General features: G+C 36.3%; 15 protein-coding genes. 10 read left to right on the top strand and 5 right to left on the bottom strand.

Annotated elements, in window-relative coordinates; translation table 11 throughout:
- The first annotated feature begins 12 nt into the window (after positions 1-12).
- From MKX37_RS06055 to MKX37_RS06030, 6 genes are all read left to right on the top strand, one after another.
- Positions 13-858 (top strand): TylF/MycF family methyltransferase, encoded by an 846-nt coding sequence (locus MKX37_RS06055; RefSeq protein ID WP_002186420.1) that lies wholly within the window; start codon positions 13-15, stop codon positions 856-858.
- A gap of 224 nt (positions 859-1,082) precedes the next feature.
- On the top strand, positions 1,083-1,841 hold the full coding sequence (locus MKX37_RS06050) for a class I SAM-dependent methyltransferase (protein ID WP_002030399.1): 759 nt from the start codon (positions 1,083-1,085) through the stop codon (positions 1,839-1,841).
- A 6-nt stretch (positions 1,842-1,847) separates the two neighbouring features.
- Positions 1,848-2,774 carry a glycosyltransferase family 2 protein gene (locus MKX37_RS06045; protein ID WP_002011371.1) on the top strand — a complete coding sequence of 309 codons (927 nt, stop codon included), beginning with the start codon at positions 1,848-1,850 and terminating at the stop codon, positions 2,772-2,774.
- A 130-nt stretch (positions 2,775-2,904) separates the two neighbouring features.
- On the top strand, positions 2,905-4,065 hold the full coding sequence (locus MKX37_RS06040) for an FtsW/RodA/SpoVE family cell cycle protein (protein ID WP_002030401.1): 1,161 nt from the start codon (positions 2,905-2,907) through the stop codon (positions 4,063-4,065).
- A 79-nt stretch (positions 4,066-4,144) separates the two neighbouring features.
- Positions 4,145-4,885, top strand: coding sequence for a bis(5'-nucleosyl)-tetraphosphatase PrpE (gene prpE, locus MKX37_RS06035; RefSeq protein WP_002125956.1), 741 nt, complete (start codon positions 4,145-4,147; stop codon positions 4,883-4,885).
- Positions 4,886-5,108: 223 nt separating this feature from the next.
- Positions 5,109-6,503, top strand: a complete 1,395-nt coding sequence (locus MKX37_RS06030; protein ID WP_078422200.1) for a peptidase G2 autoproteolytic cleavage domain-containing protein — start codon at positions 5,109-5,111, stop codon at positions 6,501-6,503.
- A 45-nt stretch (positions 6,504-6,548) separates the two neighbouring features.
- Here MKX37_RS06030 and MKX37_RS06025 read toward each other — a convergent pair whose 3' ends face one another.
- The 4 genes from MKX37_RS06025 to MKX37_RS06010 are packed head-to-tail and all read right to left on the bottom strand — an operon-like array spanning position 6,549 to position 9,314.
- Positions 6,549-7,442, bottom strand: coding sequence for an RluA family pseudouridine synthase (locus tag MKX37_RS06025; RefSeq protein ID WP_078422201.1), 894 nt, complete (start codon positions 7,440-7,442; stop codon positions 6,549-6,551).
- A 15-nt stretch (positions 7,443-7,457) separates the two neighbouring features.
- Positions 7,458-8,255 carry an NAD kinase gene (locus tag MKX37_RS06020; RefSeq protein WP_002011365.1) on the bottom strand — a complete coding sequence of 266 codons (798 nt, stop codon included), beginning with the start codon at positions 8,253-8,255 and terminating at the stop codon, positions 7,458-7,460.
- A gap of 18 nt (positions 8,256-8,273) precedes the next feature.
- Entirely contained in the window at positions 8,274-8,912 is a 639-nt protein-coding gene (locus MKX37_RS06015; protein ID WP_002125951.1) for a GTP pyrophosphokinase, read from the bottom strand.
- Between the two features lie 30 nt (positions 8,913-8,942).
- Positions 8,943-9,314 (bottom strand): UPF0738 family protein, encoded by a 372-nt coding sequence (locus tag MKX37_RS06010; RefSeq protein ID WP_002011362.1) that lies wholly within the window; start codon positions 9,312-9,314, stop codon positions 8,943-8,945.
- A 144-nt stretch (positions 9,315-9,458) separates the two neighbouring features.
- Between MKX37_RS06010 and MKX37_RS06005 the strand changes: the two genes are divergently transcribed.
- The 4 genes from MKX37_RS06005 (at position 9,459) to MKX37_RS05990 (ending at position 11,917) form a co-directional block, all read left to right on the top strand.
- The gene (locus tag MKX37_RS06005) at positions 9,459-10,037 is read left to right on the top strand and encodes a CYTH domain-containing protein (protein ID WP_002064261.1); all 579 of its coding nucleotides are present in this window, start codon (positions 9,459-9,461) and stop codon (positions 10,035-10,037) included.
- A 185-nt stretch (positions 10,038-10,222) separates the two neighbouring features.
- Complete coding sequence (locus MKX37_RS06000; protein ID WP_000043388.1) at positions 10,223-10,621, top strand: globin domain-containing protein; 399 nt, start codon at positions 10,223-10,225, stop codon at positions 10,619-10,621.
- On the top strand, positions 10,621-11,514 hold the full coding sequence (locus tag MKX37_RS05995; protein WP_078422202.1) for a ClpXP adapter SpxH family protein: 894 nt from the start codon (positions 10,621-10,623) through the stop codon (positions 11,512-11,514). Before MKX37_RS06000 ends, MKX37_RS05995 begins: the two co-directional genes overlap by 1 nt.
- 229 nt (positions 11,515-11,743) lie before the next feature.
- Complete coding sequence (locus tag MKX37_RS05990) at positions 11,744-11,917, top strand: hypothetical protein (protein ID WP_000748141.1); 174 nt, start codon at positions 11,744-11,746, stop codon at positions 11,915-11,917.
- Between the two features lie 132 nt (positions 11,918-12,049).
- Here MKX37_RS05990 and pepF read toward each other — a convergent pair whose 3' ends face one another.
- Positions 12,050-13,876, bottom strand: coding sequence for an oligoendopeptidase F (gene pepF, locus MKX37_RS05985; RefSeq protein WP_002134970.1), 1,827 nt, complete (start codon positions 13,874-13,876; stop codon positions 12,050-12,052).
- Positions 13,877-13,906: the final 30 nt, after the last annotated feature.

Genomic DNA, 13,906 nt, shown 5'->3' with positions numbered 1-13,906 from the left:
GGAGGCACAAATATGGAAAATAAATTTGCTGTTCAGCTTTATCTCGAGTTGTTAAAGAAAACAATTTTATTTGAAATATGGCTAGAGTATGAGCCATACTTACCTGCTTCATTACATATTTCTAAGGAACTTCCATATGAACCAGTTACCGTACCACTTCCTTTATTCATTAAGCAATATGCTGAAAACCATAACTTGAAAATTGTGAAACCAGATGTTTTAAAAAGTGAACGTCAAGATGGGATGGATTGGCCAAGAGCAGCACACAGTATGATCGGCCGGGAACGAATGAATCAATTACATGAAGCACTAGAAACAGTTGTCCGTGAAAATATAGAAGGTGATTTTATTGAAACAGGTGTATGGCGCGGGGGATCGTGCATTTTTATGAATGGTTTTTTACAGGCAAATAACATTACTGATCGTAATGTGTGGGTTGCAGATTCATTTGAAGGTTTGCCAACACCGAATTTAGAACACTATCCGAAAGATTACGGAGATTATTTACACTCTTTCGATTACTTACGCGTTTCTTTAGAACAAGTACAAGAGAATTTTAGAAAATATGATTTATTAAATGATCAAGTAAAATTTTTAAAAGGCTGGTTTAAAGATACTTTACCAACAGCACCAATAGAAAAAATCGCAATTGCACGCCTTGACGGTGATATGTATGAATCCACAATGGATGGTCTCGTGAACTTATACGATAAAGTTTCTAAGGGTGGCTATATTATTATTGATGACTATGGACTACCAGCTTGCGCAGAGGCCGTGACAGACTTTAGAAATCAAAGAAACTTAAAAGCTCCTATTACTAAAATTGATGTATTCGGGGTTTATTGGCGAAAAGAATAGGGCGAAACTTTATTCAGTTAGGGTTTCTCCATCTCACACTAATTATTAGCCTTCGCCAATAGCATGATAAATAAAAACAAAAGCTCCCATTACTATTTCCAGTTGTTCTAGGGAGCTTTTTACATATCGCAACAGTTCTAATATCGTTTCCCCTCCCACTATAAAATGTTAGCTGCATGTTAAAAATGTTGGTTCCCTATTTACTACAAGGAAGGAGTGAAATTATGAGCGAGCTTGAAAAAAAAATCGCATTAATCCCACCTCCCGAACTCGTCCAATATGTAGGTGGCGACTTTCAAAAGGTTGGAAAAGAATTCATAAAGCATTTTATTCAAATTGGTAGTTTAAAATCCAATGAAACAGTGTTAGATGTAGGTTGTGGTGTCGGTCGAATGGCGGTTCCATTAATGAATTACTTAGGTGATGATGGAGCTTATTATGGATTTGATTTATTTAAAGATGGCATTACATGGTGCAAAAATAATATTTCAACTGCCCGTAGCAATTTCCATTTTGAACACGTTGATATATATAATCAATTCTACAACCCAGAAGGAAAAGAAGATGCTTCTCAATACAAATTTCCATATGAAGACGATTCATTCGATTTTATTTTTTTAACTTCTGTATTTACCCATCTCCTTCCGAAAGAATTAGAACATTACGTATCTGAGATTGTACGTGTTCTAAAAAAAGATGGGAGATGTTTTATTACCTTCTTTCTCATTAACCCTGAATCATCCTATTACTTAAATTCTGGGCTAAGTACATTAGGTTTTTATCATCAAATTGAAAATTGTTATGTTGTGAATAAAGATATTCCTAATTTCGCAGTTGCCTATCCTGAAGAAGATATCCGCACCTTATTAAATAAACATGGCTTAGAGGTAATTAATAAACCGCATTATGGTTTATGGTGCGGCAGAAATGAATATACAAGTTATCAAGATATCGTTCTTACAAAAAAAGCTTCTGAAAGGTAGTTTCGTATGAATAATAAAAAAAAGTCACCTCTCGTTTCCATCCTTATTCCCACTTATAATCGACCACATTATTTCAAAATTGCTCTAGAAAGTGCATTGGCACAAACTTATCCAAACATTGAAATTATTATAGGAGACGATAGTACAAATGATGAAACAGAAATCTTAATAAATGAACAGTATTTACCTAATTATAAAAACATAACATACATTCGAAATACCACTACTTTAGGACAATTTCATAACGATCTTATGCTCTTAGAGAAATCTAATGGGGAGTATATAAATTTTTTAATGGACGATGATGTGTTTTATAATCATAAAATACAAAAAATGATGGCTTATTTTGAGCAAGACACAAATAAAAATCTCGTTCTTATAACTTCTTATCGAGTACGTATTGATGATCACGGGAATTTAATTGGAGATGCTCATCCAACACAAAGATTATATAGCGAAGACATTCAATTAAATGGAATATTTTTAGGCGACTGGATGTTAAAAGGTGGACATAACATTATCGGTGAGCCTACAACTATTCTGTTTAGAAAACAGTTACTCACTGAACCTTTCGGCACGCTAAAAGGAAGGCACTATTCTTGTAGTGTCGATATGGCATCATGGATTTCCTTACTTTCTAAAGGAGACGCAGTATACATATCCGAACCTTTAAGCCAATTTCGCTACCATACTGGGCAACAAATACACAGCAAGCTCCTTGAAGGATCTGAGGATTTTACGCACCTCGTTATAACTTCAAAAGAATACGGATTTTTACAAGATAATACAGATTATAGACTAGGTCTAATTAGCGCTTATAAATGGTGTAAAGGTTCCTTAGAATATTATAGCCAGCTACCAAACCTCATTCCAGATGCACATGTACGTCTTTCCCATTGTTTGGACATAATTATAAAAGAGCTACATCATTAGTCTATTCTGCGAAAATAAAATGTGTGAGCTTTACGTGAATAATGCGTATAGTTCATACATTCTTTTTAAACTATGTGATGCACCAACTAAAACCCACTAATATAGAGAGCAGTAGAAAGGAATTCATACAGTGAAAGATCCGAACACTCAATATCAAATAGACTACATATTAATATTCATTTTATTTGCCATTGGGATTGTTAGCTGCTTTGCTATCGCAAGTGCACAAGCTTCTTTACCACCATTTTTACAAAACGTAAATTTTGTATTAAAACAAATCCAATGGTATGCCATTGGATTTATCGCCATTGGTGTTATTATGGTTATTGATTTCGATCGCTATAAACAAATTGCTTGGTATTTATATAGCTTTGCACTCATACTTCTAATTGGCCTAGAACTTCAAGTTCCTGGCGCCGTTACAATTAAAGGGGCTACCGCATGGTACAGACTTCCAGGCATCGGAAACTTTCAGCCTTCTGAAATTATGAAATTATTTTTGATTATCGTCGTTGGACGAATTATAGCGAATCATAATGAAAAATACCTTTTTCGGACAACTCGTGAAGATTTCATTTTACTTTTAAAAATATTTGCAGCTAGTTTACCTCCACTACTTCTAATCGCAAAAGAACCTGATTTAGGAAACACAATGGTCATTTCAGCGATGCTTGCAACAATGGTTTTAGTTTCTGGTATACGTTGGCGCTTTATCCTCGGATTAACCTCCGGTATTTTCGCCATAGGCTCTACCTTAACATATATTTATTTCACGCATACAGAGTTCTTTAAAGAGCACATTCTAAAAGAATATCAATTAAATCGCTTCTATGGTTGGCTTGCACCTTATGAATATGACGCACAAGGATATCAATTAAGACAAGCATTTTTAGCTACTGGATCAGGAGAGATGCAAGGAAAAGGATGGGAAAATAGACAAGTATATTTTCCAGAGCCACATACAGATTTTATTTTTACAAATATCGCTGAACAATTCGGTTTTTTAGGAGCAAGTGTTATTATTTCATTTTTTTTCTTACTCATTTACCGAATGATCCATATCGCTTTAGAAAGCAATGAACCTTTCGGTAGTTATATTTGCGCTGGTACAATTGGAATGTTTACGTTCCAAGTATTCCAAAATATTGGGATGACAATTGGTTTACTCCCTATTACAGGAATAACGTTACCGCTTATGAGCTACGGCGGGAGTTCACTGCTCACATATATGGTTGCTATTGGATTTATTTTAAACGTACGCTCAAGAACTAAAATCTTTATGTTTAAATGAACCATATCGAAAAACGGTATGGTTTTTTTCTATGTCCATTTTAGATATACTAATGAAAAAATGAGCTGGAGGTTTAAATATGAAATATGACATTATAGGTGATATTCACGGATGCTTCCAAGAGTTTCAAGATTTAACAACGAAACTAGGGTATAGCTGGGATAGTGGTATCCCAATTCATAACGCAAAACGAAGGCTTGCATTCGTTGGTGATATTACAGACCGAGGTCCTCATTCATTACGGATGATTGAAATTGTATGGGAGCTCGTAATAAATAGAAAAGATGCTTATTATGCTCCAGGGAATCACTGTAATAAACTGTATCGTTTCTTCCTTGGACGTAATGTTACAATCGCCCATGGGCTCGAAACAACTGTTGCAGAATATGAAGCATTGCCTTCTAATAAGCAACAAATAATAAAAGAAAAATTCATTACTCTTTACGAACAATCACCGCTATATCACATACTGGATGAAAAAAAATTAACCGTCTGTCACGCTGGTATTCGGCAAGATTACATAGGAAGACAAGATAAAAAAGTAGAAACCTTTGTATTATATGGTGATATTACAGGCGAAAAACACCCTGACGGCTCACCTGTCCGCCAAGATTGGGCGAAAGAGTATAAGGGTGAAACATGGATTGTTTATGGACATACACCTGTCAATGAACCTCGCTTTGTGAATCATACAGTCAATATTGATACTGGTGCTGTATTTGGTGGTAAACTAACTGGACTACGTTACCCTGAGTTGGAGACCGTTTCTGTCCCTTCTTCCCTACCTTTTGTCCCTGAAAAGTTCCGCCCAATTTCATAAAGTGAAACTTTAATCAGTGGGGGTTTTGTTCATCCCCCACTGATTATTAGCCCGCACCAATCGGGATAAATACCTCTACTTAATACAATTCACGATTTGCAGAGGATCATGGTGTTTTCTAGACATATTCCTCACTAAAACTAGATAAAGCAATTAAAAAAAGATGCAATAAAGTGCATCTTTTTTTAATTGCACGGCATATACTGTCGCAGGAGGTGACGGAATGAAGAAAAAATCTTCTAAACAAAAAAGAAAATTCCACCCTTTATACCATCCCATGTATGGAATTAACAACTGGTGCAGTATTCGAGCGGCAGCTATAGAAGAAATAGAAGAACAAGAGTCATCAAAAAAAAGCAAACCGAGAGAAAAATATATCTCTTTAGAAAATGCTGTTATGAGGCGAATTATAGATAGCAGGAAAATAAAAGCAAAACAAAAAAAGAAGCTCGCTTCTAATAATGATGAACCTGTGCTTAATTCGGAAAAGATACAAAAAAATATAGAAGAAAACATTCCTGCAGCAATAAAGGAAAAAGTACAACCAGAAATTCCAGCTACTATTATAAATCAAGTAAAAAAAATAAAAGAAGCATTAATCTCGGGCAACGATGTACAAATAGAAAGATCCGCCCCTATTCAGGCTCCTGTACCTACACCTATAAAAAAAGAAAATAACAAAGGAGCTCGTCACGCATATAAAGAAGGACTTCAATCTAAAGCTGATGGAATCGCTTCACATGCAGAAGGGCTTCTTACACATGCAACGGGTCCCTTTTCTCATGCAGAAGGCACAAAAACAAAGGCAACTGGACATAGTTCGCATAGCGAAGGAAGTGAAACGACAGCAGGCGGCTCTTATTCTCATGCAGAAGGAAAACATGCAATTGCTTTGGGCGAAGCAGCACATGCAGAAGGAACCGCAACTATCGCTAACGGATTCTCATCTCATGCGGAAGGAAATCATACATCAACAGCTAATTTTGCAGGCAGCCATATTATGGGGAAATTTGGTACAGCAGAAGAAGCTTATTCCTGGTTTATCGCAAATGGGACAAATGACACTGATTATAATATAGGTGCCAAATGGCTTGCCCATAACGGAGAAATGTATATCGATGGTGCTTCTTACAATGCAGGTGGTACTGATTTTGCACAAATGTTTGAGGCAGCAGATCATAGCCCTATTGATATCGGCTATTTCATTACATTTAGTAGCGAAGAAAAAATTCGAAAAGCTACTTCAAATGATACATTCATATTAGGCATATCCAGCGCTACGCCTGCTCTCATAGGAAATAGCGGTGCTTTAAGTTGGCAAAAACGCTATAAAACAGATAGCTTCGGAAAACGTCAATATACGCGTACGGATACGCAAGAAATACGACCTCTTTTAAATACAGAATGGGATCCAGCTTGTAAGTATATATCAAGAAGAGACCGTACTGAGTGGCTTCCTGTCGGATTAATTGGACAAATGTTAGTACGTGATGACGGCACTTGCGAAACACACGGATATTGTCGTCCGAATGATGACGGCATTGCCACGAAAGCTGAAAGTGGCTTTTTCGTTATAAAACGTACTGGTGAAAATCAAATTTTAATATTATTTCGCTAAAAAAAGGGAACAAAATTCTTTTTATGATAAGAATTTTGTTCCCTTTTAATTGTTATGTAAAGCGTATTGCATATCCTCTGGGATACTTACGGTAAAAGTCATTCCCTTTTCTAAAATAGGATGATAAAACGTCAAAGATGTACTATGCAGCGCTTGACGTTTTATCACATCTCTTCGGCCACCGTATAGATCATCCCCAAGTAGCGGATTTCCTATATATGCCATATGTACACGAATTTGATGTGTTCTTCCCGTCTCGAGCTCAAGCGCTACATGCGTCTTATCGGAAGAACTCTCCATCACTCTAAAATGAGTAACAGCTCTTTGACCATCTTCACAGACAGTTCGCTCGATAATACTATCCGCTTTTCGTCCGATTGGCGCGTCAATCGTTCCTACTTCTTCTAAAATAGTCCCATGAACGATTGCCTCATACGTTCGTTTCACCCCTTTTTGTTGATGCTGCTTCGATAAAAGGTGGTGAACGAATCTATTTTTCGCAATTAACATAAGCCCTGAAGTATCACGGTCTAACCTCGTCACAATGTGCACCGTACTTGCAAGATTTTGTTTATCATAATGATATAAAAGAGCGTTTGCAATACTTCCTGACGGGTGCTCCCTAGACGGAATCGTCGACATATTTGCTTCTTTATTTATAACAAGAACCGCTTCATCTTCATATACGATACATAAAGGGATATCTTCCACTTCCATCCCTTCACTTCTTTCCTCCACTGGAAAAAAGATTTGTAACTCTTCACCAGCTTGTAACTTGTGACGAACACTTGTGTGTTGACCGTTTACTTCAATTGCTCCCCCGCGGAACTTTATATCCGTTAAAGCAGCTTTCGAAATCCCTTTTGTTTTCAAAAATTCTCTAACTAAAGTTCCCTCTTCAGCCAGCCCTATATCCCATTTCAATGTAAATCTGTTCAAATATATAAACCCTCTCTATTTATCTGCAACAAACGAGTCACGAACACGTTTCCAGAATGGGAACGGACGGAAACGAACAAATCGTACTTTCTCGTTTGCAACGCGATACTGAATTGATTTCACATCTTGATGAACCATCGTCAAATGATCCACGGTAATTTGCATGTTCATTCCTGCAGCCGGCTTTAAAACGCATGTATGATGCTTCGGCAGTACGAGCGGCGAACCTACCGTACGAAATACACGATTGTTGATAGATGCCATTTCTGCAATTTGAATCGCTTCAATAGAAGGGTGAATAATTGCTCCGCCAAGCGCCTTATTATACGCGGTACTTCCTGAAGGAGTAGAAATACAAAGACCATCTCCGCGAAACGTTTCGAAATACTCTCCGCGTATTTCCACTTCTGTTACTAATGTACCTTCTGCACTTTTTACAGTCGCTTCATTCATCGCCAAATACTGCGACTCTTTACTACCATTCACATAGCGAATAATCACTTCTAAAAGTGGATATTCCACCACTTGGAACGGTGTTTTAGCGATTGCAATCACCAACTTCTCTACTTCCGTCGGTAACCAATCTGCATAGAAACCTAAATGCCCTGTATGTACACCAACAAATGCGGTTTCATCTAATCGATTATAGTAACGATGGAATGCATATAAAAGCGTTCCATCTCCCCCAACAGAAATTACAATATCAGGTTCCTTTTCATCCATTGTAAACCCAAAATCTAACAAGTATTCTTTCATCGTACTTGCTAGTGTATCTGATGATTGATCTCCCTTTGACATAATTGTAAATTTCATCGCCCAACACCCTTTAGTTTATGATTCAGAATCTTTCGTTTCCTGCTTTCGTGAAAAGACCTTTTGCGCTTCTTGAATTTCAAGACGAATGGAAGACATTTCTTCATCTAATAAAAACGCCGCTTCCGCTGCACGTTGTAAGCGTATTTTAATATCTTCAGGAAAACGTCCACTATATTTGTAATTTAAAGAATGCTCAATCGTTGCCCAAAAATTCATTGCTAACGTGCGAATTTGAATTTCAACTAACACTTTTTTCTCCCCCTGTATCGTTTGAACAGGATAACTAATGACAACGTGGTAAGAGCGATAGCCGCTATCTTTCTTTTGCGTTACATAATCACGTTCTTCTACAATGTCAAAATCATTTCGTTTTCGAAGATATTCTACAACAGGCTTAATCTCATCTACGAATTGACACATCATTCGAAGGCCCGCGATGTCCTGCATATCTTCTCTAATTCGGTCTAGCGGTACATTTCTCTTCTCCGCTTTATCAATAATACTTGCAACCGACTTTACCCTTCCTGTTACAAACTCAATTGGAGAATGCTCCGTTAACATTGCAAATTGAGTACGCATTCCTTTTAGTTTCACTTTCAGCTCCGCCACCGCTTGGTGATACGGTGCTAAAAATTCTTCCCAATTACGATTCATTTCAACCACCACCAAAATCAATCCATTTGCTTATAGAAACACTTTTTCTACAGCAGTTACTAGTTCTTCTCCATAATTTGCATTACCTTCAATATTTTCAACTAAATATTCTACTTCTTCTTTTAATCCTTCTAATTCTATTTCAACATCATTCACGCGAATAAACATCGCTGTATCTTTATTCATCGCTTCATGCATTGCTTCCCAGCATGTATGCGGAATACTTACATAAATGAAAGATGATTCATTTTCTAAGATATATAAAAATGATAAATTGTCTGAGTCTACAAGTACGTGATTACGCGCACTTAACTCCTTTACCTCTATTTCAGTATTTTCCGCACAAAAAATAAGCGCATTCTCTCTCGTTTCTACGCTCTTAACTTGAATTTTATTTTGCATACTCGAACTCCTCCATCTCAACTTCCTGTCTTACTTAACAGTATTATTGTATCATAACATGGACGCAAACAAATAAAACATTGAACCAAATTTGCGAAAAAGCGATAATGTGGAAAGAATTATTTTTCAAAAGGAGCGCATACAATGACACAAGAAATTGAAATTGAATTTAAAAATATGGTTACAGAGGAAGAATTCCAAACATTATGCAAATCTTTTTCTATTGAAGCATTTACAAAACAAGTAAATCACTACTTTGAAACGCCTCACTTCTCTTTAAAAGATACGGGCTCTGCACTTCGTATTCGTCATAAAGATGGAACTTATACATTAACATTAAAACAACCTGCTGAAATTGGTTTATTAGAAACTCATCAGTCTGTAACAGAAAAAGAAGCACAACTTATGATGGAAACAAACACAATCATTCAAGGAACTGTAATGGATCAGCTACACAAATTACAAATTCCCGTTTCCTCTTTAACTTATATGGGTAGTTTAACAACAGAAAGAGCTGAAATATTATTTGAAGGCGGAACGCTTGTCTTTGATCATAGTTTCTATTACAATCACGATGATTATGAAATTGAATACGAAGTGCAAGATGAAAAGACCGGTAAAGCAGCATTTATAAGGTTATTAAAGCAACATAACGTACCAGTTCGTCATACAAACAACAAAGTAAAACGCTTTTTCCTTGCCAAACAAAACGAAGAGCGCTAAAGTAAAATTTCCATCAGTGAAGAAGAGCTGTACTTACGGCTACATTTCACCTTTTTGAAAAGCAAAAGATTTATTAGCAACATATAGAATAAGCAAAGAATGTTATGAAGGCTGTTTAGTTGCTCTTCATAACATTCCATTGCTACAATAGATATACATTTCATGGAAAAAGGGGTTTATAAAGGATGAGCAAGCAACCGATGACACCATTTGAAGCAATCGGCGGTGAACAATGCATTGCAACATTAGTGGATACATTTTATTCCTATGTCAGTGAACACCCTGACTTATCTCCGATCTTCCCGGATGATTTAACAGAAACTGCTAGGAAGCAGAAACAATTTTTAACACAATATTTAGGTGGTCCTAATTTATACACTGAAGAACATGGGCATCCTATGCTAAGAGCACGCCATCTTCCGTTTGAGATTACTCCAAAACGCGCAGAAGCTTGGCTGTCATGTATGGAGCAAGCAATGGATGATACAGGAGTGCACGGTCATATAAGAGAGTTTGTTTTTGAACGTTTAGCATTAACTGCTCAACATATGGTCAATACTCCAAATGAAACAGGTGAAGTGTAATGGATAAGCAGGAAGCAAAGCATATAAATATGCCTTCTCCTTCCACATGCGAGCATAAATCTGTAGAAGCATATTTATTTATTGATCCACTTTGTAAAGATTGCTGGGATATCGAGCCATTTATTATTAAACTATGGCTTGAGTATGGGAAATACTTCTCTATTCGTCATATAGTAACAGGAAAAGTGGACGGGGCAAACGCTTCCTCACACAAATGGAATAAACCTGCTAATATTCGATTTGTGTGGGAAAAGACAACAAGTTTACAAGGTTTTTCATGTGATGGAAAAGTACATATGCAAGAGGCGTCGTCAACACCGTATTTAGTTTCGATGGCAATTAAGGCGGCGGAGTTGCAAGGCCGAAAAGCAGGTTCGAAGTTTTTGCGAAAACTCCAAGAATGCATTTTTCTTGAAAATGTATCAAACCCTGACTGTGAATTATTGCTTACATGTGCTAAAGATAGTGGCATTGATGTAGAGGAATTTAAAAAAGACCTACACTCAGTTAGCGCAAAAAAAGCTTTCCAATGCGACCTAAAATTCACAAATGAGATGCATATTACAGAAATACCTTCCCTCCTATTTTTTCATGCAAATTCAGATGAGGAAGGTATTAAAATCACAGGGATTTATTCCTATGATGTATACGTACAGCTATTAAAAGAACTGGTAAAATGCGAAATTGAGCCAGAACCATTACCTCCTTTAGAAGCATTACTAGAAGCAACACAATTTATTTCTTCAAAGGAAATCTCTTTTATATATGACTGCCCTCAGCAAGAAATAGAGCGTGAACTAAAAAAATTACAACTAAAACGAAAAGTACAAATGATTGAAGTGAAGTGCGAGCGTTATTGGAAATGGATAGCAACAGAAAAAGACCTGGTGTAAACACCAGGTCTTTTTCTTTACGGCTTATAAAAATATTAAAGGGGATGGGAGAAATTTTCACGTTCAAACAAAGGGGTATATGTTTGTATGTGAATTCGTTCACGCTTATTATATTACAAGATTCGACGTCAGATGACAACCCCTTTTGTCGAATTTCACATTTTTGTCACATTCTAAACGTTTTCATTCTTGAATAAGCTATAAAAAAAGCAATTTAGGAGGTTTCCTTATGAAAAAATCTCATATTTTTCTTATCTTTCTATGTGTTATTGTTTCTTTTTTCTTGTATATCCTCTCTCTATTACAAGCTTTCCCTAAAATTATTGCCTTTCCTCTTTTATTCGGAGTTATCGTCATCGCTGTCTCTTATTTCAACTATAGAAAACGATTTAAAGGATTTTAATTACAAAAATCAACTGTAAAACTGCCTTCTAATTTAGAAAAAGTAAGGAAATCCTCCTTATTTTATCGACAAATATCGACAAAAACATTTTCAAACAAAAAAGACGAGGATAAAATCCCTCGTCTTTTCTCATTACTTTTCTTCAAATAATAACGCTTCTAATTCATTTAATTTCTCTTCAAATACTTGAAGTGCCTCTTTCACTGGTTCAGGAGATGCCATATCAACTCCTGCTTTTTTCAACACTTCAATTGGATAATCGGAGCTTCCCGCTTTTAAGAATTCGTTAATGTAACGTTCTACTGCTGGTTGCCCTTCTTCTAAAATTTGTTTAGATAACGCAGTCGCTGCACTAAATCCTGTTGCGTATTGATATACGTAATAGTTGTAATAGAAGTGCGGAATACGAGACCATTCTAAACCGATTTCTTTATCGATTACTAAAGCATCCCCGAAATATTTCTTATTTAAATCGTAGTAGATCTCCGTTAACATATCTGGCGTAACCGCATGTCCTTCTTGTACTTTTTTATGAATGATATGCTCGAACTCTGCAAACATTGTTTGACGGAATACAGTACCACGGAATCCTTCTAAATAATGATTTAATAAATATAGACGCTCTTTTTTATCTTCTGTCGTTTTTAATAAATAATCATTTAGAAGCGCTTCATTACAAGTTGATGCTACCTCTGCAACGAAGATTGAATAATCACCGTATACGTGTGGCTGTGTCTTTCTTGTGTAATAACTATGCACCGAATGACCAAACTCATGAGCAAGTGTATATAAATTATTTACATTATCATGCCAGTTCATTAAAATATACGGATTTGTTCCGTATGCACCAGATGAATATGCTCCGCTTCGTTTGCCTTTATTCTCGTACACATCTACCCAGCGATTTTCATATGCTTCTTTTAAAATTTCAACATATTCATCACCAAGTACGTTTAAAGATTTTAATAACAGGTCTTGCGCTTCTTCATACTTCACATTCATTTTCACTTCTTGTACAAGTGGTGTATATAAATCGTACATATGAAGCTCATCAAGTCCTAGTGCACGCTTACGAATATCAATGTAACGGTGTAATAAATGTAAGTTGTCATTTACCGTTTCAACGAGTTGATCGTATACTGCTTCAGGAATATTATTATTGCTTAATGCTGCTTGGCGAGCAGAGTCATATTTACGAATACGTGCATTGAAATTATTACGTTTCACTGCCCCGCTTAACGTACTTGCAAATGTGTTCTTAAATTTCCCATACGTTTCAAATACAGCTTTGAATGCATCTTCGCGAACACGACGATCATCACTTTCTAAAAACTGAATGTAACGGCCATGTGTTATTTCTACCTCTTCTCCATCCTCACCTTTAATAGATGGGAATTTCAAATCCGCATTATTCAACATACCGAATGTATTACTTGATGCACTCATCACTTCAGATGCTTCTGCTAATAACGCTTCCTCTGCCTCAGATAATACGTGCGGGCGTTGACGTGTAATTTCTTCTAATGCATGCTCATATACACTTAGTTCTCGATTTTCTTGTAAAAATGTTTGCAATGTATCTTCTGAAATAGATAAAATTTCAGGTACGATATACGCTGTGCTACTAGATACTTGTGAGTATAAATTTGTTGCGCGATCATTCAGTGCTTGATACACAGAGTTTGTTGTATCTTGATCGTAACGCATATGTGCATATGTATATAGCTTACCTAATCGCATTGAAATTTCATCTTCATATTGCAATGCCTCAAGCAAATTGTCTGCAGAGTCGCCAAGCTTCCCTTTAAATTCAGTTAACTTTGGCAATAGCTCTTTAATAGCTTGGAATTCTTTTTCCCATTCTGCATCTGTTTGGAAAATATCTTCTAATCGCCATGTGCTTGCTTCTTCAATCTCATTGCGATCTGGTAATGTTTTTGCTTTATTTTGTTCAGACATTCTGTAAGCCCTCCTTTAAATATCTCTACT

This window comes from Bacillus sp. FSL R5-0709, from assembly GCF_038004785.1.
Classification (GTDB): Bacteria; Bacillota; Bacilli; order Bacillales; family Bacillaceae_G; genus Bacillus_A; species Bacillus_A mycoides.
This window is presented reverse-complemented; position numbering and strand designations above follow the sequence as displayed.